General features: G+C 40.8%; 24 protein-coding genes. 9 read left to right on the top strand and 15 right to left on the bottom strand.

Annotated features, from left to right (window positions below; all coding sequences use genetic code 11):
• Window position 1 precedes the first annotated feature (1 nt).
• Both HY987_RS01260 and HY987_RS01255 read left to right on the top strand, forming a co-directional pair.
• Complete coding sequence (locus HY987_RS01260; RefSeq protein ID WP_292754675.1) at window positions 2–1,756, top strand: MJ1255/VC2487 family glycosyltransferase; 1,755 nt, start codon at window positions 2–4, stop codon at window positions 1,754–1,756.
• A 354-nt stretch (window positions 1,757–2,110) separates the two neighbouring features.
• The gene (locus HY987_RS01255; RefSeq protein WP_292754673.1) at window positions 2,111–3,241 is read left to right on the top strand and encodes a DUF763 domain-containing protein; all 1,131 of its coding nucleotides are present in this window, start codon (window positions 2,111–2,113) and stop codon (window positions 3,239–3,241) included.
• Window positions 3,242–3,552: 311 nt separating this feature from the next.
• Here HY987_RS01255 and HY987_RS01250 read toward each other — a convergent pair whose 3' ends face one another.
• Together HY987_RS01250 and HY987_RS01245 are read right to left on the bottom strand one after the other, a co-directional pair.
• Window positions 3,553–3,660 (bottom strand): 4a-hydroxytetrahydrobiopterin dehydratase, encoded by a 108-nt coding sequence (locus HY987_RS01250; RefSeq protein WP_292754748.1) that lies wholly within the window; start codon window positions 3,658–3,660, stop codon window positions 3,553–3,555.
• 132 nt (window positions 3,661–3,792) lie between these two features.
• Window positions 3,793–4,284, bottom strand: coding sequence for a tetratricopeptide repeat protein (locus HY987_RS01245; RefSeq protein ID WP_292754671.1), 492 nt, complete (start codon window positions 4,282–4,284; stop codon window positions 3,793–3,795).
• 973 nt (window positions 4,285–5,257) lie between these two features.
• On the opposite strand from HY987_RS01245, the gene pdxS reads away from it, so the two are divergent.
• On the top strand, window positions 5,258–6,139 hold the full coding sequence (gene pdxS / locus HY987_RS01240) for a pyridoxal 5'-phosphate synthase lyase subunit PdxS (RefSeq protein WP_292754668.1): 882 nt from the start codon (window positions 5,258–5,260) through the stop codon (window positions 6,137–6,139).
• A gap of 149 nt (window positions 6,140–6,288) precedes the next feature.
• On the opposite strand, the gene HY987_RS01235 is transcribed toward pdxS, so the two are convergent.
• From HY987_RS01235 to pdxT, 11 genes are all read right to left on the bottom strand, one after another.
• Window positions 6,289–6,663, bottom strand: coding sequence for a PepSY domain-containing protein (locus tag HY987_RS01235; protein ID WP_292754665.1), 375 nt, complete (start codon window positions 6,661–6,663; stop codon window positions 6,289–6,291).
• 85 nt (window positions 6,664–6,748) lie between these two features.
• The gene (locus tag HY987_RS01230; protein ID WP_292754662.1) at window positions 6,749–7,534 is read right to left on the bottom strand and encodes a DNA-formamidopyrimidine glycosylase family protein; all 786 of its coding nucleotides are present in this window, start codon (window positions 7,532–7,534) and stop codon (window positions 6,749–6,751) included.
• A 268-nt stretch (window positions 7,535–7,802) separates the two neighbouring features.
• A complete protein-coding gene (locus HY987_RS01225) occupies window positions 7,803–8,141 on the bottom strand; it encodes a P-II family nitrogen regulator (protein WP_292754747.1) in 339 nt (112 codons plus the stop codon).
• 30 nt (window positions 8,142–8,171) lie between these two features.
• A complete protein-coding gene (locus HY987_RS01220; RefSeq protein ID WP_292754659.1) occupies window positions 8,172–9,398 on the bottom strand; it encodes an ammonium transporter in 1,227 nt (408 codons plus the stop codon).
• A gap of 485 nt (window positions 9,399–9,883) precedes the next feature.
• Window positions 9,884–10,222 (bottom strand): P-II family nitrogen regulator, encoded by a 339-nt coding sequence (locus tag HY987_RS01215; protein WP_292754655.1) that lies wholly within the window; start codon window positions 10,220–10,222, stop codon window positions 9,884–9,886.
• A 58-nt stretch (window positions 10,223–10,280) separates the two neighbouring features.
• A complete protein-coding gene (locus HY987_RS01210; protein WP_292754653.1) occupies window positions 10,281–11,513 on the bottom strand; it encodes an ammonium transporter in 1,233 nt (410 codons plus the stop codon).
• A gap of 520 nt (window positions 11,514–12,033) precedes the next feature.
• Complete coding sequence (locus HY987_RS01205; RefSeq protein WP_292754651.1) at window positions 12,034–13,533, bottom strand: glutamate synthase-related protein; 1,500 nt, start codon at window positions 13,531–13,533, stop codon at window positions 12,034–12,036.
• Window positions 13,534–14,658, bottom strand: coding sequence for a Coenzyme F420 hydrogenase/dehydrogenase, beta subunit C-terminal domain (locus HY987_RS01200; protein WP_292754648.1), 1,125 nt, complete (start codon window positions 14,656–14,658; stop codon window positions 13,534–13,536). It abuts the gene before it with no gap.
• A 5-nt stretch (window positions 14,659–14,663) separates the two neighbouring features.
• Window positions 14,664–15,353 (bottom strand): GXGXG domain-containing protein, encoded by a 690-nt coding sequence (locus HY987_RS01195; RefSeq protein ID WP_292754646.1) that lies wholly within the window; start codon window positions 15,351–15,353, stop codon window positions 14,664–14,666.
• A gap of 12 nt (window positions 15,354–15,365) precedes the next feature.
• A complete protein-coding gene (locus HY987_RS01190; RefSeq protein ID WP_292754644.1) occupies window positions 15,366–16,283 on the bottom strand; it encodes a glutamine amidotransferase family protein in 918 nt (305 codons plus the stop codon).
• On the bottom strand, window positions 16,271–16,855 hold the full coding sequence (pdxT, locus tag HY987_RS01185) for a pyridoxal 5'-phosphate synthase glutaminase subunit PdxT (RefSeq protein WP_292754642.1): 585 nt from the start codon (window positions 16,853–16,855) through the stop codon (window positions 16,271–16,273). Before pdxT ends, HY987_RS01190 begins: the two co-directional genes overlap by 13 nt.
• A 537-nt stretch (window positions 16,856–17,392) precedes the next feature.
• On the opposite strand from pdxT, the gene HY987_RS01180 reads away from it, so the two are divergent.
• From HY987_RS01180 to HY987_RS01165, 4 genes are all read left to right on the top strand, one after another.
• Complete coding sequence (locus HY987_RS01180; protein ID WP_292754640.1) at window positions 17,393–18,892, top strand: DUF2193 domain-containing protein; 1,500 nt, start codon at window positions 17,393–17,395, stop codon at window positions 18,890–18,892.
• Window positions 18,893–19,048: 156 nt separating this feature from the next.
• Complete coding sequence (locus HY987_RS01175; protein ID WP_292754638.1) at window positions 19,049–19,273, top strand: DUF2180 family protein; 225 nt, start codon at window positions 19,049–19,051, stop codon at window positions 19,271–19,273.
• A 4-nt stretch (window positions 19,274–19,277) separates the two neighbouring features.
• Window positions 19,278–20,024: an MIP/aquaporin family protein gene (locus HY987_RS01170; RefSeq protein ID WP_292754635.1), complete on the top strand. Its 747-nt coding sequence runs from the start codon at window positions 19,278–19,280 to the stop codon at window positions 20,022–20,024.
• Between the two features lie 382 nt (window positions 20,025–20,406).
• Window positions 20,407–20,694, top strand: coding sequence for a hypothetical protein (locus HY987_RS01165; RefSeq protein ID WP_292754632.1), 288 nt, complete (start codon window positions 20,407–20,409; stop codon window positions 20,692–20,694).
• A gap of 176 nt (window positions 20,695–20,870) precedes the next feature.
• Here HY987_RS01165 and HY987_RS01160 read toward each other — a convergent pair whose 3' ends face one another.
• On the bottom strand, window positions 20,871–21,836 hold the full coding sequence (locus HY987_RS01160; RefSeq protein ID WP_292754629.1) for a malate dehydrogenase: 966 nt from the start codon (window positions 21,834–21,836) through the stop codon (window positions 20,871–20,873).
• 78 nt (window positions 21,837–21,914) lie between these two features.
• Window positions 21,915–22,472, bottom strand: coding sequence for a HEAT repeat domain-containing protein (locus HY987_RS01155; RefSeq protein WP_292754626.1), 558 nt, complete (start codon window positions 22,470–22,472; stop codon window positions 21,915–21,917).
• 488 nt (window positions 22,473–22,960) lie between these two features.
• On the opposite strand from HY987_RS01155, the gene HY987_RS01150 reads away from it, so the two are divergent.
• Both HY987_RS01150 and fbp read left to right on the top strand, forming a co-directional pair.
• The gene (locus HY987_RS01150; protein WP_292754624.1) at window positions 22,961–23,980 is read left to right on the top strand and encodes an isocitrate/isopropylmalate dehydrogenase family protein; all 1,020 of its coding nucleotides are present in this window, start codon (window positions 22,961–22,963) and stop codon (window positions 23,978–23,980) included.
• Between the two features lie 247 nt (window positions 23,981–24,227).
• Entirely contained in the window at window positions 24,228–25,325 is a 1,098-nt protein-coding gene (gene fbp, locus HY987_RS01145; protein WP_292754621.1) for a fructose-1,6-bisphosphate aldolase/phosphatase, read from the top strand.
• Window positions 25,326–25,328 lie beyond the last annotated feature (3 nt).

Raw genomic sequence — 25,328 nt, 5'->3', positions numbered from 1 at the left:
AATGAAGCTTTCAATTATCATACCTACCTTTAACGAAGAAAGTTACCTTCCCCATCTCCTGGAGAGCATAAAACGGCAGGATTTCAGTGATTATGAAGTTATAGTGGCCGATGCAGGTTCCAAAGACAGTACTGGTGATATTGCTCATGAGTGGGGGTGTAAAGTTGTTGAAGGAGGTCTTCCATCTGTAGGGCGAAATCAAGGGGCAGAAGCAGCCAGTGGTGAATATCTTCTATTCTTAGATTCAGACGTGATATTAACCAGGGATTACCTGGAATTGTGCCTGGATGAATTCGAAAAAAGAGAGCTGGGAATTGCCATCACCCAGATCGCACCTTTAAGTGACAGTTTTTTGAATAAAATAACCCACGACCTTGCTAATTTCTTCATGAAAAGAGTGGAGAACATCAAACCTCATGGGGCGGGTTGTTATGGTATAATCACCACCAAAAAATTACACAACGAGGTGGAAGGATTTGATGAAGACCTGGACTTTGGAGAGGACACTGATTACATTGAACGTATAGGTTCCATCAGCCAGTTCAAGGTTCTTCGAAGCCCTAAATTACTTGTTTCCACCCGCCGTCTTCAGGAAGAAGGACTGCGTAATGTGGCCTTCAAGTATGCCAAAAGCACCTTCTACCAGTTCAGAGGGAAACAAATAACCGCAGAAGACCTGGATTACACCTTCGGACATCCTGATCAAAAGAGGATACTCTACTCAGTATGTGGGGAAGGAATGGGACATGCCATCAGGGGCAGAGTCCTCCTTAATCATTTAACCAAGAATAATGAAGTCCACATATTTGCATCAGACCGTGCCTATGATTATCTGGCAGATCATTTTGACAATGTTTATGAAATCGGCGGATTTAACACAGTTTATGAGGATAACACTGTCCAGAACACCAAAACATTCATCAAGGGGATGAAAGACCTCCCTGGAGATTTAAAAAATAGTTTAAGATTAATGTACAGTGTGGCCAAGGCAGTAAAGCCTCAGGTCATCATCTCTGATTTTGAATTTTATTCAAACCTCCTATCCAAGATCCTGCGCGTGCCACTCATCAGCCTGGATAATATGCATGTTCTCACCCAGGCGGAGTTAGAAGTACCCCGGAAATACCGTACTGACAGAATAGCTGCTGAAGGTGTGGTCAGATCGTTCATCCAGCTCCCAACTGTTTACCTCATAACCAGCTATTTTTATCCACCCCTTAAGAATTCCAGTAAGACGAAATATTTCCCACCAGTACTGCGTGACACCATTATGGAACTTGAACCCTATAATGGGGAGCATGTACTGGTTTACCAGACCAGTGCCTCCAATGTGAGATTGCTGGATATTCTGAAGGAATTTGATGATGAATTCATTGTCTATGGATTCCACCGTGATGAACGGGATGGAAATTTATTGTTTAAGAGTTTCAATGAGGATGAATTTTTCAACGACCTTGCCCAAGCCCGGGCAGTGATTTCCAATGGAGGATTCACCCTTATCAGTGAGGCCCTCTACCTGGGAAAACCAGTTTTAAGTGTTCCAGTGAAAAAACAGTTTGAACAGATCCTTAATGCCCTCTACATGGACCGATTGGGCTATGGGGAGTTCCACGAGGATCTGGACCGTGATGATATTGAAAACTTCCTCTCCAAGTTAGAAGAATACCGGAAAAACATCCGTCTTGGTTTTGCACATGATCACAACCAATCTATTATGGATGAACTGGACTTTCTCATTGATAAATATGCCAAATAACTGAATTTGTATTGGAAAAAAATATTTGATGATTTCTTTTTTAATGTTGATTTTCTTCGTTAATAATCATCAAACTGCATAAAATTCTTCAAATCTTAACTATTTAAAGAGCAGGTAAAATGAAATATAGGGAGATAATCCATACAAAAAGGGTTAAAATTGGCCTAAGAAAACTATTAATCACAAATCCATCTTTAAAACCATTATATAAATGATTTATTGATGATAATGTCGAAAAGATTAACATGAACATTAATAGACTTAAATAGGCATAGAATCCTGTCTTTCCATGAATACTTATCCAATGCTCTATAACCTCAAGACTATTTATTCCACGGATAAACTTATTATCATATGAGTTCAAGAAGTGGAGTTGCCAATTTACCCCTTCATGGTGGTCGCGCACCTCGATGGCTTTTCCAGCGAATGGTGAAACTGGCAGGAGCGGTTACTGATTCAATAGTATATGAGTACGGTTCCGAGGAATTTTTATCCAGAATTTCAGACCCCCACTGGTTCCAGGCATTTTCATGTGTCCTGGGTTTTGACTGGCACAGTTCTGGAACAACCACCACAACCTGCGGGGCTCTGAAAACAGCTCTTAGCCCGGAAGAACATGGTATATTTGTTGCAGGTGGTAAGGGGCGTGCTTCCCGGAGAACGCCCCAGGAGATCCAGGATGCTGGAGAAATGTTCTCTTTATCCACAGCTAAACTGGAAAGTTTGGTTTATTCCAGCAAGATATCAGCCAAAATTGATAATTCATGCATCCAGGATGGCTACCAGCTTTATCACCATGTGTTTTTTTTAACGGAAAAGGGTGACTGGGCAGTGGTGCAGCAGGGAATGAACCAATCCACCAGATACGCCCGTCGTTATCACTGGTTATCTGATTCTGTGCAAAATTACATTAATGAACCACATAATGGTATCTGCTGTGACCTGAAGGAAGAGAAAACCCTGAACATGACCTCGGATATGAGTTATGATTCACGGCAAACCAGCCTGGATCTTATTCTGGATAATCCAGAACATCTGAAGAAATACTTCCAGAAAAAAGTAGATGTGGGACTTGATCAAGCTAATCTGGATATATTCTGCCCTGAACTTACTTTACCCAGTCATCATCCTGTGTTGGATATTGATCTATCTCCCCGGGAATTTGAAGTTCTCCGTAATGCCTGGGAACTGCAACCAGAAAGTTATGAGGAATTAGTTTCTTTAAATGGTATGGGGCCCAAGAAGATACGTGCACTGGCATTGATTTCGGATTTAATTTATGGAAACCAGCCCAGCTGGGATGATCCAGTTAAATACAGTTTTACCCATGGTGGTAAAGATGGGTTTCCCTACCCCGTGGACCGGGAAGTATATGATCATTCCATCCAGACCTTACAAGATGCACTCGAGCAGGCTAGATTAGAAAAGAAGGACCGTTATCAGGCTATTAAACGTTTGGAGAATATGATCAATGTTGATAATTAACCTCACAGATTGAACTATTTTTGTTTTAAGTTTACCTTTACAAAACCTTGCTAAATTTTATTATAATTCCTATCTGCAGTGATCAGATCATCAAGAAGACCTGCATTTCAAGTGTAAATGATCAAAAAAAACAATCCTGATCAAACAGTACAATAAATCTAATTTCAATAATTAAATGTTTAAGGAGTAATTTCCGATATTGGCTGTAATTAAAGACTTAACCTTACCAACAGTTAATATTTTTCAGGAAATATTCATATTCAGGTAATATCAGTAATTATAAAAACAAGATGTATGAAAACAAGTTATGGCTAATCCAACAATTCATTGATTTTTTGGGCAAATACAAAGTCCAGCTCGGTTAACCCACACTGATCATTGGTGGTTATCTCCAGAGCCACCTTTCCCCATGATAAAATGCCCTAATTTTGGATTTATGAAATTTATTTCAAACATTCTATGGGTTTATAACCCATTATGGGGTGTTTATGATTATCATGTTTATAATATTCGTAAAAAGTGGAGTGATCACTCCCTTGGGAATGGTTTCACTATTCTTTTTTTGACGTTTCTTTTCCAACTAATTCCATGAGATCCCTGGCTTCTTTAAATGTTTTATCCATCTTAAGAGATTCTTTAATTAATTTTAAAGACTCATCATACTCTTTAAGATTGTACAACCCTTGAGCCTGCAGATATAAAGCATATTTATAAAAATCATCCTTTTTGGAATATCTACCCCGGAACAGGTCAAAAGTGTTAACTGCTTCTTGATACTCCTCCAGAATCAGGAGTACATATCCCCGGTTGTACCAGGCCATGTTATCACCAGGTTCCAGTCGAATAACCTCTTCAAAACATTGAAGTGCCTCAGGATATTTTCCAAGTTCCATGAGGGCCACTCCCTTATCATTCCAGGCGGAAATATAATCTTTATCAATTTTGAGTGCACTGTCAAAAAATTCTATTGATTTATCTAATTTACCCTGTTCTAAAAATGACATGGCTTGTTTGTAGAACATTTCTGCTTCTTTGATGGCCATCTAATCAACTCCTGGCTATACTTGGACTGTTAACTATATAATTATAAGGGGCTCAGTTAACTATTCCAGATTCTGTTAACCTATCTCTAGGTTCAGTTAACTTATTCCTAATTACTAATTATTTAAACATCCATTCTGCCTTTGTACTATATGGGATTTTGTGTTTTTAATTTATTATAGTTTAGTTGTGAATCATGGATAGGATTTACTCACTTTAATATGTTTAAAAACATAAATAAACAATAACAATAGCTTTAAATTGGGTTATTTGACTGTTTTCTTATCTGGATGTTATAATTCGTAGCTCGGTTAAAGATAATTTAAGTGTTTCTAATTTTCACATAATTTATAAATAAAAAGTATTACCATGGTTGATCCTTACTATAATCTTGCAAATTTCAGTATATTGATTGAACTGGGTTCCTTTAATCGTTCAAATTTTTTTTAAATGGATGAATTTTTTAAATGGATGAATTGATTCGCTTGAAAATTATTTTTTATTCAAATTGTCATGTAAGTCCATACGTAATATGTAGATACAATTCATTACATTAAAGTACAATGCTGGTAAATCAAGTGATTTATTGACTAAAGTCTTGGATTGGCTAAAGTCCTTGGGAATTTTTAAGACACAATAAAATGTCTTCAAGCACAAGTTTCTCATTAATAGAATTAGCTTACTGAAAGGTCATGTTTACTTTTAGAGAGTCCCTATGGGGATGGGAGAGACTCAAGGAGGGGTACGAATATTTTTACATATACATATGTAAAATAATCCTTCCAAATAGGTCCAAAATTTTAATAACCACGGGGGGAAAATTGAAATATGTATATTATAAAATTTTTTAAATTTCGGTAAAATATGATTTCCTAAGAAATAAAAGCATTAAAAAGATTATTCCGGAAATCAAATGATTAAATGGGATTTGTTGATGTCTCTAATAATCATTATAATTATAATGGAGGAAATAACATGTTGCATGGAACAGAACTGTTGAAGAAAGGCTTTGCCAAGATGACCAAAGGTGGAGTGATCATGGATGTAGTTAATGCCGAACAGGCAGTTATTGCCGAGGAAACTGGTGCTGTCTCTGTAATGGCTCTGGAAAAGGTTCCGGCTGATATAAGAGCTTCTGGAGGGGTTGCCCGGATGGCAGATCCCAGTAAAGTTACCGAAATCATGGATGCAGTCAGTATCCCGGTAATGGCCAAGGTAAGAATCGGTCACTTTGTGGAAGCCCAGGTCTTGGAGTCACTGGGAGTGGACATGATCGATGAGAGTGAAGTACTCACTCCTGCCGATGAGAAATTCCACATTGATAAAAAACAGTTCACCATACCATTTGTCTGCGGAGCAAGAAACCTTGGTGAAGCCCTCCGAAGAATTGATGAGGGTGCAGCAATGATCAGAACCAAAGGAGAAGCAGGTACCGGTAACGTGGTGGAAGCAGTCCGTCACATGCGCATGATTCAGGGAACCATCCGGGAACTCAAGGATATGACCGAAGAGGAAATGTGGAGTGTAGCCCGAGAAGAAGAAGCACAACTCTACCTGGTTAAGGAAACCCAGAAACAGGGACGCCTACCTGTGGTGAATTTCGCCGCCGGAGGAGTTGCTACACCAGCAGACGCAGCCCTTATGATGCAACTGGGAGCAGACGGAGTATTCGTGGGAAGTGGAATATTCAAATCCGAAAACCCTGAAATAGTGGCCAAAGCCATAGCCGAAGCAACAGCCCACTACGAAGATGCGGATCTCATAGCCGAAGTCAGCCGTGACCTGGGTAAAGCCATGCCAGGACTGGAAATAAGCCAGATACCAGAATCTGAGAGATTGCAGGATAGAGGATGGTAAATCTTCTATTACTAATTTTTTTTTATCGAGTAAAATAGATAAATAGCCCTAAAATTGATGGTTTAATTATAAAAATAAATAGTTTTAAGCAGCTAAAAAATTTTTATAAATATATTTATTTATTTTATTTCAGCTGCCTTTAAGGATATTTAACCAGATGGAGCTCCTCCAGCCCCTCCCAGGTTTTCACCGGTTATAGCATCGAGTTCTATCTCACCCACTGCCTGTCCATTATCGTATAAGGGTACCACGTATATTTGTCTTCCATTAACCGTATTGAGTACTGGAGTTCCTGCTGTTACACCAGGTTCGTTAACATATTGCTGGGCTATCTTTTTTGCTTCTTCAGCTGACATTACTTTGGTGCTGTTGGTGGTATTGGTAGTGTTGTTATTGTTATTGCTCTGGTTAGAAATGTTCTGAGTGTTATTCTGGGTAGTATTGTTATTGTTAGTGGTGCATCCAGAAACAATTACCATTAGAACTACCAGGGCCAGTAGTGCCATTGTTGATTTTTTAATCATTTCTATTATCCCCTCATTATTTGATTAAGTGATTATATAGATGAACCTTTATTCCTATAAAATTTTGGTATTCAGCAGGAATTGTTTAATCCTCTTTCATCTTCTGCCGCTTGGAACATACGAATGTGGTGCGACCTCCAACTTTTATAATCTCCAATTCTCCTCCCTCCGGGCATTTGCCACCTTTGTAGCGATGGGGGAGAAGATAGGACTCTGGAAGAGACTTAATTTTATCATGATGTTCTATGGCTTTATGGAGTACGTTTTTCATATTCTTAAAAAGATGTTCCCATTCTGGATCATCTAACTGATCCGCATGGGTCAGGGGGTGGATCCTGCTCTGGTAGAGTATTTCATCGGCGTAAAGATTACCAATACCTGCTAAAACGTTCTGATTCAGGAGTAATGGTTTTATCATACCCTTTCTGTTCCTGAAGATTTCCTGGAAATCTTCAAAATTCACTTCCAGAGCATCAGGACCCAATCTTCTTTTTTCAATGAATTCATCAGGGTCCTGGGTTAAGCCCAGTTTCCCGAATTTACGGGCATCATCAAAGGCCAGGAAGTTGCCACCTGAAAATTTTAAGAGCAACCGTGGATATTTGGAACTATTTTTCGTATCGTAGTGCAGATAACCAGTCATTCCAAAATGCATTATCAAAAATAGGTCATTGTTCAACTTTCCAAAGAGATATTTCCCATATCTAATGCTTTCTGTAAATTTATGTCCTTCCAGGGATTCTTTCATCTCGGTGATGCTGGTTTCCATCAGAATTTCCGGACTGATCACACTCACGTCGGTTATTGGTTGTTGTAGGGAGGTTTTATCAAAATATTCTTTGAAGATCTCCACACTGGGTAGTTCAGGCATTTAGTCACCATTTAAATTTCATCATCATGATTTTATTAATTACACCCTTTTATTAATAGACTTTATAAAATCAGAGTTATAAAACAAGTTCTTTTCAGGGTGGATTAATCTATTGTAAATTCAGTTAGAATAGTTTTGTAGAATAGTTTTAGGTATATAATAGTAATTTCAAACTTTCAAGAATAATATTGGACAATAATTACTCACTGTACTAAAAAAAGAAAGAAAAAAGGAGGGAAAGGGGGTTGAAAGTGGATTTTGGAGGGTTTTAGACGGCTTTTTCTCCCCTTTCTCCTGTTCTAATACGGACAACCTCTTCTACGGCTGAGATGAATATTTTCCCATCTCCAATATCTCCGGTTTGTGCTGTTTCTACTATGGATTTAATAACACCATCTAAATCCTCATCTGCAACTATGATTTCCAGACGGGTTTTAGGCAGCATGTCGATTCGGTAATCACTTCCCCTGTAGCTTTCGGTTATGCCTAACTGTCTTCCGCGACCTTTAACTTCAGTTACGGTTATTCCATGGCATCCGATTTTTTCAAGGGCATCTTTAACTTCATCTAATTTGTTTGGTCGAATTATGGCCACTATTTCTTTCATCATATCGCCTCTAGTTTGCGCATATTCTAATTAAATCCGGTAACCGGTTTCCTCGTGTTGAGTGATGTCCAGTCCTTCGATTTCTTCTTTTTCTTCTGCGCGCAGTCCCATGACAATGTCAATGACTTTACCTATTATCAGGGTGGCAACGAAGCTGTAGCCGGCTACTACCACTATTGCAATTATCTGAGTGACTAGCTGTCCAGGGTTACCATAGAATAGTCCGGTTCCCAGTTCATTGACAAATGGTGCGGCGAATAAACCAGTGGCCAGAGCACCCCATAAACCAGACATACCGTGTATACCGAATACGTCCAGGGCATCGTCGTAACCCAGTTTGGATTTCATGAAGCTTATGGCGAAGTAAGAAACTACACTGGTTATTAGGCCTATGATGACTGCAGCTTGCACGGTTACGAAACCTGCTGCAGGGGTTATTGCAACTAAACCGGCAATGGCACCGGATATTGCTCCCAGAACTGTTGGTTTACCAGTTTTGAGGTAGTCGATTATGACCCAGGAGATCATGGCTGCTGCAGCTGCGGTGTTTGTGTTGATGAAAGCTTGACCTGCCAGTCCACCGGCGGTTAATGCTGAACCTGCGTTGAATCCGAACCAGCCGAACCATAGTAGTGCGGCACCGATAACAGAGTAACCTAACTGATGAGGTAGTAATTTGGTATCTTTCCTTCTGCCCAGTAATAATACCAGGGCCAGAGCTGCTACACCAGAGTTAATGTGTACTACTGTACCACCGGCGAAGTCCAGAGCACCTAACTGTGCCAGGAATCCTCCACCCCATACCCAGTGGGCTATTGGTACGTATACCAGGGTAACCCAGGCAACTACAAATACCATCCAGGAAGAGACTTTCATCCTTTCCACTACGGCACCGGAGACCAGTGCTATGGTAATGGCGGCAAAAGTCATTTGGAAGGCTATGAATACAGTTTCTGGAACGGTTGTAGCCAGTGTGGATAATTGGTCTACTCCTATTCCACTGAACAGAAGATTAACCGGATTTCCGATTAGTCCAAATAACATATCTTCTCCGAATGCGAACTGGTAACCATATAATACCCAGATGATACTGGTAATGGAGAACGCAATAAGAGACATAAACATTGTGTTTAATACATTTACTTTCTTGGTGAGACCTCCGTAGAATAGAGCTACTCCTGGCACGGTCATGAGCATTACCAGTGCAGTGGAGATGAGCATCCATGCGGTGTCACCACTATTTAAAACAGGGTCCATTGATTTTTTCCTCCTTGATTCACTTATTTTATTTAAATTTGGCTTTTTTTAAAAGATATTTGTAAACAAAGATACAAACACTATTTTTTTATTTATTAGAGATATTTTGGTTGTTATGGGCTTAGGTCAAAGGCCTAAAGCACTTTTTTCCTTTTTTCATTATTATTTCATGAAAAATTCACCCCATCTACCGGATATCGGAAGCATACTTCCGACAACTGATCATTGTACCTTCCTCCTTATAAATGTTTTGGTTAGGCTGCAACTAAAAAAACAATACTCTGAATTTTTTGCATGTTTTTTAAGCATTCATTAAGAATTAGTACAACAACTTTTGGTATTAATTTAAAAAAATATAGAATTGAATTTAAAAAATATGGAATTGATGAATCCATTCATGTATTAAAATTAAATATCATCAAAAAAATTAAAAAATTAAAAGAGGGAAATGAGGAAACATTCCGAGGAAATATCCTGTTTGAATATTATATGGCCTTTTCTCCCCTTTCTCCGGTACGAATTCGCACCACATCTTCTACAGGGGATATAAAGATTTTTCCGTCTCCAATGCAGCCAGTCTGGGCACTTTTGACAATGGTGTCCACGATCCCATCCACATCCGCTGCTTTGGCAACAATTTCCACTTGGGTTTTGGGAAGCAGATCCACTTTGTAGTCAGTACCTCGATAACTTTCAGTAATTCCTAGCTGTATTCCCCGTCCTTTAACTTCTTTGACAGTTAGCCCATGGCAACCAATTTCTTCCAGGGCCTGTTTAACATCTTCCAGTTTATCAGGTCTGATGATAGTTATGATTCTTTTCATTTCATCACCTCAATGATTCTCATAAGGGACTATGGCAGTTTTGTATTTTTAAAGCTGCCTATGATAGTCTGTAACCGGATTCCTCATGTTGGTTAATGTCCAGTCCCTGCACTTCATGTTCATCCTCAACCCTTAACCCTATGGTTTTATCAATGACTTTGGCGATGATCAGGGTTAATATGAATGAATATGCTCCAATTATGACTATGGCAAGGAGTTGAACAACTATCTGGCCAGCATTACCTGCAACCAACCCTCCTTTAATGGCACTGTTGATTAGGGGTGTGGCAAATATACCCACTGCTAAGGTTCCAACAATACCACATACTCCGTGTATTCCAAACACATCCAGGGCATCATCGTAGCCTAGGAGTGGTTTTAAGTGGGACACTGCATAGTAAGAGATTATTGATGCAACGAAACCAATTATAATGGCGGAAGTAATGTTAACGTAACCTGCAGCAGGTGTTATTGCAGCTAAACCGGCTATAGCTCCTGATAAAGCGCCCAATAATGTTGGTTTTCCGGTGTTCAGCTTATCCATCAGTACCCATGCCAGCATTCCCACACAGGCAGATATGTTGGTAACGATCATTGCGGAAACTGCTAAATTTGTAGCTCCTAATGCCGAACCTGCGTTGAATCCGAACCAACCAAACCATAATAGGCCAGTACCAATTACAGAGTAACCCAAATGATGGGGCAATAATTTTGAATTTTTACGGACGCCTAAAAGCAACACCAGTGCCAGGGCAGCTACACCTGAACTTAAGTGAACTACTGTTCCTCCGGCAAAGTCTAATGCTCCCCATTGGGCTAAAAATCCTCCACCCCACATCCAATGGGCTACTGGGAGATAAACCAGGGTTAACCAAACTGGAACAAAGACCAACCATGCGGAAAATTTCATTCGTTCCACTATTGCACCGGATATCAGGGCCACGGTTATGGTGGCGAAGGTCATTTGGAATATTGCGTAGAGTCCAGTGGGAATGGTGGGTGCTAGGGTAGCCAGAGAGTTTGACTCAATAACTCCATTGAAAAATGGGTTGGTAAGAGCACCTATTATCCCCATAACATCGCTTCCAAAGGCCAGGTCATATCCATATATGAACCAGAGGACGCTCACTATTGAAAATGTGATGAATGAAAGGAACATTGTGTTTAAAACGTTTTCTCGGCGAATAAGACCTCCATAAAAGAGAGCCACTCCTGGTATGGTCATGAGAATTACCAGAGCGGTGGATATTAACATCCAGGCTGTATCACCACTACTAAGAACAGGATCCATTAATTTTTCCTCCTTTTTTTAAAACAATCATTTAAATTATATTTTTTCCACTTTCAACATGTTTAAGATACTCCCCATATTACCTCATCCAGTTACAATTTTAGAAAGAGCCCCGGAAATGAGTGGCAATAGGATGGGGGAAACATACTTCCGATTATGGATTTTGTTATATATATAATTTTTGCCTTTAAAAGTTAGAAAAAGGGATATAAAGATTTTAAACTTAATATTAACTGGTTTAATTTAATATGGGACCAATGAAAAATAGTATTTCAAATTTACATAATCCTAATGGCCATTTGGAAAGCTCATTATGATTTATGAAATTAATTGGTGCAACATATTCAAAAAAATGCATTATAAATGATTATTCAAAATAAGCTTTCAAAATAAGTATCATATGCATTGCATTTAAAAGAACTAAATTTGAATTTAAAAGAACTAAAAGCATTTAAAAGAACTAAAAAACAAGGATAAACCGGGAAAACAAATAAAAAATAAAAAGGAGCATTTAAGTGTTTTAGCTCCTTATGGGTAATTCCAGACCTGCCATTTTCACTCCAGTCATGACAGATGATTCCACAGTCAGAGCCCGGAGATCATCCTTTTCTAATTTCAGAAGATCAGTGTTACCTGCCTGCTGGGTTAACATCACTGCCTCTTCAGTCATGGCTTCAATGTAACGGGCCACTCTTTTACCACCTTCCAAGTAGTCCAGTCTACGGCGTAACTGGGGGTTTTGGGTGGCGATTCCCTTACGGCAGGTTCCAGCGTAACACATCTGACAGACTCTGCAGCCAATACTTACCAGAGCGCTGGTGGCAATGTAACAGGCATCTGCTCCAAGTGCTATGGCTTTGGCAACATCTGCCCCGTTCCTTATACCTCCGGCAGCAATCAGACTTACTTCTTCCCTTAGGTTTATGTGTTTTAAGGCTTCATCAGCTTCAACTATGGCTGCGATGGTGGGCACTCCACTGTGTTCAGTGACCACATCTGGTCCGGCACCAGTTCCTCCCTGCATACCATCTACCACTATGGCATCTGCCCCGGCCTTGGCAGCGATTTTCACATCATCACTGACCCTTCCACTGGTGAATTTCACCATAATAGGCACTTGCCAGTTGGTGATTTCCCGAAGCTGGCTGATTTTCATGCTCAGATCTTCTGGTCCTACAATGTCCATGTGTCGGGCAGGGCTCAGGGCATCGGTACCTTCGGGTATCATCCTGATTTTGGAGACCTCAGCGGTAACCTTCTCTCCTAAGAGGTGTCCTCCCATACCAGATTTTGCTCCCTGACCTATTTTGATCTCCACTGCATCGGAGTTATTCAAGTAATCAGCACTGACACCGAAACGACCCGATGCATACTGGGCAATGAGCTTTTTGGCGTATTTACGTTCTTCAGGGAGCATTCCTCCTTCACCAGTGTTGGTGGCTGTGCCGGCCAGGGTAGCACCCATAGCCAGGGCAATCTTAGCCTCCTTGGAGAGAGCTCCGAAACTCATGGCTGCGATCATGATGGGTGTGTCAATAACCAGCGGGTTTTCAGCGTAACGGCTTCCCAGAACCACTCTGGTATTGCAGGGTTCCCGGTACTTGTCAATAGGGGGTCGAGAAACCTGAGCCGGTACTATGACCAGGTCGTCGAAGGTGGGTATCACTCGGGTGGCACCGCATCCCCTGACTTTGTAGGATCCTTCGGTTGATTTGCGGTTTATCTCCACCAAGTCGGTTAAACTCCACACGTTTCTCCTGTCTTCGGGAACTGCGTTCACTTCAATAGCTTCATTAGGGCACATCTCTTCACATATACGACATCCCACACAGTTTTCATGGTGTAGGGGGAATGGTTCATCATTCACTATTTCGTACACGTCATGGGGACAGTTATTGTAACAGGAGTAACAGTTCTGACACAGATTTTCATCCCGGTTGTCACAGAGGTACCAGCAGCAACCAGGGCGATCGAAATTTCTCTTGCAAAGTTCCTGATTTCGTTCAATCTTAAAAGGCATCTAGGACACCTCCTTTTTAGAATCCTTATTAGAATTCATTTCATTGTTACTTTTGAGTACTTTGAAAACAGGGCAGGCAGAGTATTTGGTGCCAGCGGCTTTTATAACCTCTTCAGTCTGGGAAGTCAGGATGGCCTCCGGTTTCCAGGGATTATCATCCATTTTATCCACAACAACTACCTCATCTGTTATATTTTCATCTAAAATGCAATTTAAAATTGCGGTAGCCACTCCTCCATCCTGACCATCAACACCCTCTGCACGGGCAGAGACTATCTTCAAATAGTCCCCCAGTGCCTTCTGGTCAAGATCCCGGCTCAAAACTTCCTGGGACAGGTAGGTTCGGGGGCAGGCCACATAACACAAATTACATTCTTCGGGGCAGGTTCCCTTCAACTGGGGTTTACGGTCTTCAATGGATACTATGTTCTCTGGACACACATAATAACAGGCTCCGCAAAGCACACAGCTACCCACATCGATGACATCAGACTTCAAGTCCTTAAACTGGCAGGATGAGACTTCTTCAGTGAATTCTGCATCATTGATATACCGTCGGTAGAGCACTGGTCTGGCAACAGATTCCCTCTTTTTTATCTCTTCCTTGTTTTCTTTTTTCTTTTTATTAGCTAAATTCTCCAGTAATTTGAGACCTTGTTGTGTGAAGGGTTTGGTTTCAATGTAGCCTTGATTTTCAGCTTTACTTAAAGCTTTAAGTCCCTTTTCTGTTCGGATGATGATAGTGGACCATCCGGGGTCTGAGCCCACGGATCCTACCGATAGATCCGCCAGTTCTGAGGTGTAATCCATACATACCTGACAGTTTTTCCTCATGCAAACTTTGGCTTTGGATAGGGGAACTTTAAAGATATCACCATTTTTAAGGTAGGTCCAGAGGTGTCCTTTCTCCACTCTGAACTGGTCAATATCATCCATTTCAATCTCATTCTGCTTCAGGAACTCTTTCAGATAAGTGTGGGAGAAATTTTCCATGCAGAAAAGTCCTAACTTGAAATCCACTGGAGAATCTCCCAGGATGTCTGGGTAGTGTTCCATTTTTTCGGCGGCAATGATATGGCAGGGAGTTCCCACGAGGGTAACGCTTTTTTGATTGTTATGGGTCATTTTTTTTATCCCTCCTCTGATTCCTGGCCGTAGAATGGCCGGGCACTGCGTGGAACTATTTTACGGAAGTTCTGGTATTTTTCTTCTTCCAAGTGGAAGTCGTAGTTTTCCAGGAGTTCCTTTAATTCGATTCGTTCTTCTTCTTCCAGTTCTTCTACCTTGGCGTTTTTACCCAGGCTCTTGATGTTCCCACCTACGTAGATGGTTCCTCGGATAATGGATTCACCGGCATCATCTGAGATGTCTCCCAGAATGATTATGCGGCCACCCATCATGAACAGGCCGCTCATGAATCCGGAGTTTCCCCCTATGATGATGGTCCCGTTTTTCATGATTTCTCCGGTACGGGAACCTACGCTTTTATGTACCACAACTGTGCCCCCATAGATTCCCTGGCCCACACCGTCTCCGGCTGAGCCATCGATGATGACCTCTCCTTCGGTCATGTTGTCTGCGGGGAACCAGCCTGCATTTCCATTGATGTGCACCCGGGCACCGTGGATCATGGTACCAGCGAAGTAACCGGCTGAGCCATCAATCACCACATCTACAGGGTCTGTGAGTCCCGCTGCTATGTAATGCATGGCATTGGGATTTTCAATTATGATGCGGTCATTTTCCGGGGCAGCCTTTTTAATGGCTCGATTAAGTTCCCGGGATGTTATTTGTTGAGCGTTTATTTTGAATTCCTGCATTTGTTCCACATCCTAAATGGTGTAAGCACGAGTCTCCCCTGGTGATATCTGTTCAATATCTGATGTGTCCATAACTTCTCTTAGGGCCACTTCTTCTGAGGCAATGGCGAACACTTCATCGTTTTCTGCCATAACACCTGGTCTGAGGCCCAACTGGTCCTTAGCAATTCCCACTCCGTTGGGTGTGCCTACAATATATGAGAAGGGACCATCCATGTCCTTCACTGACTGTTCCAAGGCTTCTTCTAAGCTATAATTTTGGGATAATTTATCGGCTATGTAGTGCACGATACACTCGGTGTCGTTGTCAGTCTCGAAGATATGCCCTTTACGTTCTAAGGGGTCTCTTATCTTCCAGTAGTTGGTTATCTGGCCATTATGAACCACGGTAATGTCGGGGATGATGTAACTCTGGAAGGGGTGCGCGTGGTAGCGGTCCACAATACTTTCAGTGGAAAACCGGGTGTGGCCAATAGCATGGGTGCCCATCTTATCTTCGGTGTTGTAACGGGCAGCTATATCCTTGACCAGTCCCACATCTTTAATCATCTCAAAGGAATGAGCTCCGTTTAAGACAATCACATCGTCAATTTTGTCCACATCCATTATCAGTGGTTTTAGCTGTGAAAATGATTCTAAATTGACTTTACATCGATATATGATGTAATTTTCTACTGATGGGATGATTTCTTCGCTTTCTATGGGGAAAGCGGTGTTAACCGTGGTCTTAACTTCTTCTAAGAGTCCAGGTTTTTCTTTAACTTCGATGTTTAACAGATATTCATGTTCTCGCAGTCCGAGACCACCGTACAGAGCGAATCCTGCTGAATCGGGACCTCTGTGCTGGAGAGCGTCAAGCATGCGAGTCATGAATCGACCCACCGGGTGAAGTTTTTTATCTTTAAATACCACTCCTGCTATTCCACACAATTTAATACCTCCTTTATGAAATATTCATGAATCCGTGTATCACTAGTAAGTTCTGGGTGAAATGCAGTGGCCAGGTGATTATTATAGGCCACAGCAATGATTTTATCATGAATCTGCCCCAGTACAACTGCCCTTTTATCAACATCATGGGCATAGGGGGCTCTGATGAAAACTCCCGGGTATTGGGTTTCCATTGTTTTTAATTTCAATTCGGCTTCGAATGAGAGTTTTTGCCTTCCAAAACCATTTCTTTTAACTTTCATAGGTATTAGTCCTAATAGGGGTTGTTTGTAGTCTGTTTCTTGACCTAATAGCACCATACCGGCACAGGTACCCAATACTGGGATTCGGTTTTCTTTAATAACCGTGTCAATACTGTTTTCTTTTATGAGTCTCCCTATTACAGTGCTTTCCCCTCCAGAAATAACAATTCCATTACACTCTGCTACTTCTGGGGATGTTTTAACCTTCAAAACATCTGCTTTAAGACCCATTTTTGTAACGGCTTTTTTGGTCATTACCTGGTGCTCGGAAACGTCTCCCTGCAAGTCTAAAATACCTATTTTCATCATGATTCATGCCTTTTGTTTTAGATTATTTTATTGATAAGCGAATTATATTTACCAAACATAGAATATAAACTTACCGGAAATCATATTCCGATTAGCCATAAATTTGAAACAAAATTCCTAATATCGGGATCATTTTATACAATGTTTAAAAATCACAGTCTAAATTAAATTATAACTGAACAGTTATATAAATATTTCTGGAGTGAATGTGGCCTTGGGATTATATCTAATTCATCACCAATACTATAAATTCATTGAATTTACTAGTGCATCAGGATAAATTAAGAAAATTTCAGCAATTTAAATGGAATTTCAACAGAATATTTAACTATTGATCATTTTAATGGAAATTAACTTATTATTAATTGTATTTTGCCATATTTTTTTTATTTTTTACTAAATAAAACAAATATTTAAATTTAAGGGGCAAAACAAAGATTTTAACCATTATTATTCTCTATGTAGAAACTCATAAATGACTTGAAGATCACTATATTAATCTGTTTAAGGATTTTTAGTAAAAAGGAGGGTGATTTAATGGTTGAACTCTATGAAAAAATGGTTCAAGAAGCAATGATGGCTCAAAAAGCCGATGTAGAAACCGTTAAAAATAAAAGGGGAACTCCATTCCATATCAAAGATACCAAAGCGTATCTGGATGTGGTGCAGAAAATGGAAGCAACAGCTGAACAATCTGAATCAGTTATCAACCTTCACGTGAATTCGGTGAAGGCTCACTACAACATCCTGAACAGCTTAACAGACACTATCCGGCCAGAAGACGATCCTTTCGTGGAACATTATCAAACACCAGTGGTACTGGAAATACTCTGTGATGAAGACCCTGAATTTGAAGGAAGTCTCTCTAAGTTCATTGAGGCCATAGGAAAAGCAGAAGCCCTAATTGGTAAAGAAGTAGTCCGCCGATATGGGGGGTTCTACGGACCAACCTGTGTGGTTGATTTTGCCCTGATGCCTGGCAGCACCAGTAACACCATCAACCGGATAGTTAAAACTGTGGACATACCTCTAAAACATAAACAGGCCATATTATCTGCTAAATCATGGGGAATGAATACTTCATATGGTATTGGTGAAGTATTCGCTAATGAAGTTGAAAATGGGGCCACAGTAGCCCAGGCTGTGGAGAAGGAAATAGCCGAAATTAAACACATCTACCAGGAACCGGTGGAAGCCCAGGCTGAACTCATGGATGCAGCAGGCCACACATCCTTCGATGTCCGGAAGTACATGGCCCAGTACCGTGATAAAATGGAAAGCACAGTAGTTGCGGCCATGGATGATGATGTCCATTATGGTAACATCCTGACAGTCCCCGCATACTGTGTGGGCGACATATCTCATCACATTGCACAATCAACCTTTAACATGTGCAAAGATGATGTGACCATGGCCATAATTGAAGCCACCACTGATGTGATGGATTCAACATTAAAACAGGCGCTCCCTGACTTTAAGAGTGAATATGAAGTTCTTTCCTTGGCAACTGGTTCATCTGCTTGTGCGGTGGAGTACATACTGGAACTGGACGGCTTCAATGCACCAACAGTGGTGGATCTATTGACCAAAAGATTCCATAACTACGTACAACTCAATCCCACCCGGGGGGCAGCAGCAGAACTGCACAACAGTGACTTCATGGACATGATCTACCGTGGATGGGGCCACCTGGACCAGGCCCGCAAGGCACTCAATGGTTCTTCAGGTACACTGACACCTAAAGTAGCTGGATTCAAAGTGGACTTAGAACCGGTACACCAGAACGAAGTGATAATGAATCCGCAGCGCTACACCTACCCTGCATGTGCCATAACCGTCAGGTTCTCATCACTCATGAGACTGGCGGACTACCCTTGCCTCTTAACCAGTGAACCAGTAACTGCTACATTGATGACCAACATCATAGCCCTACACAAGGAAAGCCCAGCTTCCCCCGCAAGAACCTGTAAAAACTGTGCAGCAGCATCACTGGTTGACTTCAGGCACAATCACTGCCAGTGGAAAGAAGCAGTATAACCGTATAAATATATGGTTAAAATGTTACTAGGGAATGTAGGCATGTTTAGACAATTAGATAATTATCCAAACAATACTATCCCAAACATTCCCTCCCAAACATTCCCATTTTTTTTAAGAATTTTTAAAACATAGAATATTTTAAGGGGGTAAAAAATGAAGTGTTATATTTGTGCAGAAGAAGGCAAATCCACCGATGCAGTTGCTATTTGTATAGTCTGTGGAATGGGATTATGCATGGACCACGCCATCCGACAGGAAACTGAGGTATGGAGTGGAGGATATCCCTTCCCCGCAGAAAAACTTAAAGAAACCCTTCCAAGGATACTGTGTAAGTACTGTTACCAGGCCCTTAAAAAAGAAGCGCCTAAAGGGGGATAGCTAAATGGTTTCTTTAATGAAAAGATCAGTGGCTGAACTTATTGGAACTTTCATCCTTGTATTTTTCGGTACCGGAGCTGCAATCATAACCCTGATGATAAGTTCGGGTCAAGCACCTCCCAACTCATTTAACATCGGAATCGGAGCCCTGGGAGGCCTAGGGGACTGGTTGGCAATAGGTTTGGCTTTCGGATTAGCAATAAGTGCGTGTATATATGCATTTGGTAGGATATCTGGTTGTCATATAAACCCCGCAGTGACCATAGCATTGTGGGCTGTGAAAAAATTCCCATCACGTGATGTTGCACCCTACCTGATTGCTCAATTGATTGGAGCCGCCCTGGCCAGTTTTGCATTGGCCTACATAATTGGAATGGGAGCAGTAACCACAGGGGGTCTGGGTGCCACAGCACCATTCGAGGGCATAGGTTATTTACAGGCTATCTTGGCTGAAGCTATTGGGACTTTCATCCTAATGCTGGCTATAATGGGGGTTGCAGTGGACAGAGAAGCTCCTCCAGGATTTGCAGGATTGATCATTGGTCTAACTGTTGCTGGTGCGATAACCACACTGGGAAATATTACCGGAGCATCATTAAATCCTGCCAGGACCTTTGGACCATACCTGGGAGACCTGCTCTTGGGAGGTTCTAATCTGTGGATATATTTCCCTATCTATATCATCGGTCCCATAGTAGGAGCAGTTTTAGCTGCATTTGCGTATAGCTATCTTTCAGAGGAGACCGGATAACAATCCAATCAGGGTAATCCAATCAGGGTAACAATCCAATCCCTTTTTTTTTATTTTCTTTTAATTTATGAAGAATTTATTCTGTTGTCCGATTCATAAGATCATTAAATCTCAATGATGCGAAAACCTTACTAAAATAATATTTAATTTATTATTTAACTTGCAATTAATAATATTCCCCATTTCAAGGACAAGCTTATTATAGGGGAGTGAGATATATACTGCATCAAATGTCCTTTTTTAGGATCAGAAATAAAGAAATATTTTAATAAGAAAAATCCAAAACATCAAATAACTTTTTCAGGATCAGAAATTTTAAGAAATTAATATCCCAAATTTAAAAATATTTGAAATTTTTACGTGGATTACGGAGTGACAATATATGAAAAAAGCACCTATCGCTTTAGTAGCGGTAATAGTAGTATTTGCATTTGTTGGGGGTTATTTCACCGGTATTATGAATTCTGCTGGGAATTTCACACTTAACATAACCAACAAGACCAATGATAGTGGTAGTAGTTATGATGATGCCCAAACTACCTACAAAACAACCAATACAGCCAAAACTACAACTAAAAATACAGCAGACACCACAACCACTGACACATCAACTTCTACACCAACCACACCAACTAACACGCAAACTGAACCTACTAATGGAACTACCTAACTTGGATAATTTAGAATTAGTAGATTATAGAATAAAGAAGGTTTTAGATAAGGGGTCGATAATTCGGCCCAAAATACTATTTTTTTGATTTTGTTACAGGTTTATATTTTTGAATTAATATTATCCACTAGGAAATAAATTATAACCTAATGAAAATCTCTAAATTGCATTAAAATTTATTTTGAAAGGTTAACTTTTCCTTCCACTGATGCCATTACTTCATCGGTGGCGCTTTTAACAACATCAGCGGCTGTTTTAAAGTCTTCTAATTCTTTATCACTCATTTTCCCGCTGATAATTCGTTCCACACCATTTATACCTAACTTGACCGGTACTCCTAGACACACATCACTTACATCATCGATTTCACCGTCGAGATAAGTGGTGAGGGTTAGTATTCTCTTTTCATCGTTTATGATGGTTTTAACAATGTTGGAAATAGCGAAGGCAGGTCCGTATTCAGTGGCACCCTTTTTGTTAATGACGTAACTGCCTGCATTTTTAACCTTATCCACAATTGCATCTACATCAAAGGACTGATACTGGGGGAAGTACTTCACCAGTATCCCACCAATGGAGGTGGAGCTTAAAAGCAGCACCATATGGTCGCCGTGTTCCCCTATAATCCTGGTGTGTATTTCGCTAACATGTATGTTGAAATGTTTGGCAATGAGATTCTTTAACCGCAGGGAGTCAAGGTGGTTTCCCAATCCAATCACCCTGTTTCGTGGGAATCCAGAAGCTTTGTAAGCCACGTAGGTCATAACATCCACCGGGTTGGTGATGACCAGAATTATGGATTCGGGGGCGTACTTGCCAACTAACTGAGCATATTCTGCTATAATTTTAGCATTGGGAATGGCCACATCCATACGGGTCATTTCAGGAGTTCTGGGCATGCCAGAAGTAATTACCACAATTTTTGAATCTGCTATATCCTCAAAATTTGCAGTGGGGGTTATGGACACCCTGATATCCTTGGCAGCCATGGCATCATTCATATCCAGAGCTTCGCCCTGGACCTGACCAAGGCTTTTTTCACGGGATAACAGTACCACTTCACTAACTGCACTTTCTTCAGCCAGGCAAAAAGCAGCGGCTTTACCCACTCTGCCTGATGCACCAATTACACTAACCTTCATTTCACACCCTGTCCCTTAATCATTTGACTCTCTTTATAGTGTTATCAATTTATCCTTTAAATATTGGAAAAGAAAAAATTAGTCTTTATTCAGGAAACCCTGAGCAACTCGGCGAACATAACCACTTTTATCCTTGAGTGCCTCTTCAAGTGCTTTTTCCGCCTTTTCCCCACCGATGTTTCCAAGTGCCATTACTGCACCGGCCCTTACAAATCCACTATCATCATTCATAACCTCAATTAATGGATCTAATGATTCAGGGGACTTTATACTGCTCAAAGCCCATGCAGCCCCGCCTCTAACTCTCCAGTCATCATCCTTTAAAGTCTTGATTAATGGATCTACAGCGGATTGGCCCATGTTACTCAGGGCTCCGGAGGCAGCTCTGCGCACCCACTTATTATCATCCTTCATAGTTTCAATAAGAGGATCAATGGCTCTCACGTCACCAATTAGGCCCAGTACCTTGGCTGCTCCCTTACGGACATTTTTATCCTCGTCATCCAGGGCATCAATGAGCTGGGTCACTGCTGGTTCTCCAACTTCTTCCAGCATTTCGGTAGTCTGGACTTGCACAAATTCATCATCATCTTTTAAAGTTTCAATCAGTCTTTTGACGTTTTTTTCAACTTCCATAATCATTATCTCCCTTAAAAATTAATTGGATTTGATTTTTATGCACAACAAGATCGAAATGTCTCAATTTATAAGAAAAATATATTATGTTTTTCTTAAGCCATATATTTTGCCATATTCATCAAGTCATAATGTATATTTTATCCACAAAAACACACGTTCAATTAATTATTTAAGGAAATATATGCCTTTATTTGTTTGTCATATCATATTCAGAAGAGATTATTAATTACTCTTATATCTCTTACACGCCCTATATCTCTTACATACCATATGATTCGATAAGTTAGGTCTAGACAGAACCCAAAACCGGAATTCATCATCCTGTTCCTGGAAAAATAGAAAGTGAATTGAAATTCATGATTAAGGAATAAATTTGAAGTTTAAAAACGGGGAATTAGTGGATTTAGCCCTTTTTTTAGGTAAATGTTTTTATTAGATTTTACAAAAGATTATCTAAATAGATTAACTAAAAATATGATGATAATATGTACACGATAACAGTAATACCGGGTGATGGTATAGGCCCGGAAGTTATGGAAGCTACTCTAAATATTCTCAGAGCTTCTGATTTAGAATTTGATTTCCAGGAAGCCAGGGCAGGTTACGTCTGTTTTCAGGATACAGGAACGACTTTACCTGATGAAACCATAGAAATGGCGAAAAATAGCGATGCAACCCTTTTTGGTGCAGTTACATCTGTCCCGGATCAGAAAACTGCTGGTTCTATATTAGCCCTCAGAAAAGCATTGGGTTTATACGCCAACTTAAGGCCAATTAAATCCTATCCTGGAGTAGAAGCAGTTTACAATGATCTGGATATCTTAATAATTAGGGAGAACAGTGAAGGTCTTTACTCTGAAATTGAAGAATACACAGAAGAAGGAGCCACTGCTCTGCGGGTTATCACCCGGAAGGCATCAGACCGTATCTCACGGGTAGCATTTGAAGAAGCTCTGAAAAGGGGTAAAACCCGAGTAACTGCAGTGCATAAAGCTAATGTACTTAGAAAAACTGATGGGGTATTCAGAGAAGCCTTCTGGAAGGTTGCAAAGGAATATAAGGATATTGATGCCAGCAAGGGTATTGAGACTGATGAATTTTACGTGGATGCTGCTGCCATGTTCTTGGTCACCGATCCACACAGATTCCAGGTACTGGTAACCACCAACCTTTTCGGAGATATACTATCAGACGAGGGTGCTGGGTTGGTAGGGGGTCTGGGAATGGCACCATCTGCTAATATAGGGGATAATAATGGATTATTTGAGCCAGTACATGGTTCTGCCCCGGATATTGCTGGCACAAGTGTGGCCAACCCTGCTGCCATGATCTTATCAGCCTGTCTTATGCTCCAGTTTCTGGGAGAGCACCAGGAAGCATTTAAACTGGAACAAGCATTGATAAATGTCTTAAAACAGGGAACATTTCTCACACCTGACCTGGGGGGCGCGTCCACCACCATGGAAATGGCCCAAGCAGTTCGTAAAATTTTTGAAGAAAGTTAAGTTAGTCATGAGTCCCTGAAGGAATATTTAAGTCACTGGAGGGCGGCGAAAAGAGGGCATAGTAACTTTTATATGTCTCTATTATCATAATTTCACAATAAGAAAGGGTTAATAAGAACAGGCTTAAGACTGTTTTTGCACTGGTTTTTGTGAGAAAACTGGTTTATAATTATTGATTCGAACCGCCCTTTTTCAGCATTTAAATGCTGTTTTAGACGTTCATGACTTTTTTAGAGGTGCATAGAATATGAAAACCACCATTAGTGTGATAAAAGCAGACGTTGGTAGTATAGCAGGACACGGATTAGTTCACCCCGCAATATTAAAAAAATGTGAAGAGATATTAGGAAAAGCCAAGGAAGAAGAGCTTCTCATTGATTATTATGTGACCAATTGTGGTGACGATACAGAACTGATAATGACCCACACCCAGGGTGAAGAAAACGAAGAAATCCATCAAATGGCATGGAATACATTTTTAGAAGGAACCGCCATTGCTAAAGAACTAAAACTTTACGGTGCAGGTCAGGACCTTTTATCCGACACATTCTCAGGAAACATCAAAGGAATGGGTCCTGGAGTTGCCGAAATGGAATTTAAAGAAAGGCCCAGTGACCCTGTGGTTGTTTTCTGTTGTGATAAGACAGAACCCGGGGCATTTAACCTGCCTATTTATAAAATGTTCGCAGACCCATTCAGCACTGCAGGTCTTGTAATTGACCCATCCATGCACAACGGATTTGAATTTGAAGTCTATGATGTCATGGAACACAAAAAAGTAAAGCTGACCTGTCCTGATGAAATGTACGATTTACTGGCCCTCCTGGGCACCATCAGCAGATACGTCATAAAACGTGTCCGAAGAAGGGACGACAAAGAAATCGCTGCATCCATCAGTACAGAACGATTAAACCTCATGGCAGGTAAATACGTTGGTAAAGACGACCCAGTAGCCATTGTAAGATCACAGTCCGGATTCCCAGCAGCCGGGGAAATTGTGGAACCATTTGCATTCCCACACCTGGTGGGTGGATGGATGAGAGGTTCACACAACGGACCATTAATGCCTGTAGCACAGAAAAACGCATACCCGGTAAGATTTGACGGACCACCAAGGGTTATGGCCTTAGGATTCCAGATAGCTGATGGTAGATTAGTAGGACCAGCAGACATGTTTGACGACCCTGCCTACGACCGATCCAGAGCACTGGCATCAGAAATCGCCGAGTACATGAGAAGACATGGCCCATTCGAACCACACAGATTACCAGCTGATGAGATGGAGTACACCACCTTACCTGGTGTCATGGAAAAACTCAGTGGAAGATTTGAGGATATTGAATAAATA

It is taken from the genome of Methanobacterium sp. (genome assembly GCF_016217785.1).
In the GTDB taxonomy this organism is placed as follows: Archaea; Methanobacteriota; Methanobacteria; order Methanobacteriales; family Methanobacteriaceae; genus Methanobacterium.
This window is presented reverse-complemented; position numbering and strand designations above follow the sequence as displayed.

What these genes read in the sequence shown, in the direction of transcription:
- HY987_RS01260 (WP_292754675.1), top strand. Translation starts at nt 2, where the DNA reads ATGAAGCTTTCAATTATCATACCTACCTTTAACGAAGAAAGTTACCTT.
- HY987_RS01255 (WP_292754673.1), top strand. Translation starts at nt 2,111, where the DNA reads ATGAGTTCAAGAAGTGGAGTTGCCAATTTACCCCTTCATGGTGGTCGC.
- HY987_RS01245 (WP_292754671.1), bottom strand. Translation starts at nt 4,284, where the DNA reads ATGGCCATCAAAGAAGCAGAAATGTTCTACAAACAAGCCATGTCATTT.
- pdxS (WP_292754668.1), top strand. Translation starts at nt 5,258, where the DNA reads ATGTTGCATGGAACAGAACTGTTGAAGAAAGGCTTTGCCAAGATGACC.
- HY987_RS01235 (WP_292754665.1), bottom strand. Translation starts at nt 6,663, where the DNA reads ATGATTAAAAAATCAACAATGGCACTACTGGCCCTGGTAGTTCTAATG.
- HY987_RS01230 (WP_292754662.1), bottom strand. Translation starts at nt 7,534, where the DNA reads ATGCCTGAACTACCCAGTGTGGAGATCTTCAAAGAATATTTTGATAAA.
- HY987_RS01225 (WP_292754747.1), bottom strand. Translation starts at nt 8,141, where the DNA reads ATGAAAGAAATAGTGGCCATAATTCGACCAAACAAATTAGATGAAGTT.
- HY987_RS01220 (WP_292754659.1), bottom strand. Translation starts at nt 9,398, where the DNA reads ATGGACCCTGTTTTAAATAGTGGTGACACCGCATGGATGCTCATCTCC.
- HY987_RS01215 (WP_292754655.1), bottom strand. Translation starts at nt 10,222, where the DNA reads ATGAAAAGAATCATAACTATCATCAGACCTGATAAACTGGAAGATGTT.
- HY987_RS01210 (WP_292754653.1), bottom strand. Translation starts at nt 11,513, where the DNA reads ATGGATCCTGTTCTTAGTAGTGGTGATACAGCCTGGATGTTAATATCC.
- HY987_RS01205 (WP_292754651.1), bottom strand. Translation starts at nt 13,533, where the DNA reads ATGCCTTTTAAGATTGAACGAAATCAGGAACTTTGCAAGAGAAATTTC.
- HY987_RS01200 (WP_292754648.1), bottom strand. Translation starts at nt 14,658, where the DNA reads ATGACCCATAACAATCAAAAAAGCGTTACCCTCGTGGGAACTCCCTGC.
- HY987_RS01195 (WP_292754646.1), bottom strand. Translation starts at nt 15,353, where the DNA reads ATGCAGGAATTCAAAATAAACGCTCAACAAATAACATCCCGGGAACTT.
- pdxT (WP_292754642.1), bottom strand. Translation starts at nt 16,855, where the DNA reads ATGATGAAAATAGGTATTTTAGACTTGCAGGGAGACGTTTCCGAGCAC.
- HY987_RS01180 (WP_292754640.1), top strand. Translation starts at nt 17,393, where the DNA reads ATGGTTGAACTCTATGAAAAAATGGTTCAAGAAGCAATGATGGCTCAA.
- HY987_RS01175 (WP_292754638.1), top strand. Translation starts at nt 19,049, where the DNA reads ATGAAGTGTTATATTTGTGCAGAAGAAGGCAAATCCACCGATGCAGTT.
- HY987_RS01170 (WP_292754635.1), top strand. Translation starts at nt 19,278, where the DNA reads ATGGTTTCTTTAATGAAAAGATCAGTGGCTGAACTTATTGGAACTTTC.
- HY987_RS01165 (WP_292754632.1), top strand. Translation starts at nt 20,407, where the DNA reads ATGAAAAAAGCACCTATCGCTTTAGTAGCGGTAATAGTAGTATTTGCA.
- HY987_RS01160 (WP_292754629.1), bottom strand. Translation starts at nt 21,836, where the DNA reads ATGAAGGTTAGTGTAATTGGTGCATCAGGCAGAGTGGGTAAAGCCGCT.
- HY987_RS01155 (WP_292754626.1), bottom strand. Translation starts at nt 22,472, where the DNA reads ATGGAAGTTGAAAAAAACGTCAAAAGACTGATTGAAACTTTAAAAGAT.
- HY987_RS01150 (WP_292754624.1), top strand. Translation starts at nt 22,961, where the DNA reads ATGTACACGATAACAGTAATACCGGGTGATGGTATAGGCCCGGAAGTT.
- fbp (WP_292754621.1), top strand. Translation starts at nt 24,228, where the DNA reads ATGAAAACCACCATTAGTGTGATAAAAGCAGACGTTGGTAGTATAGCA.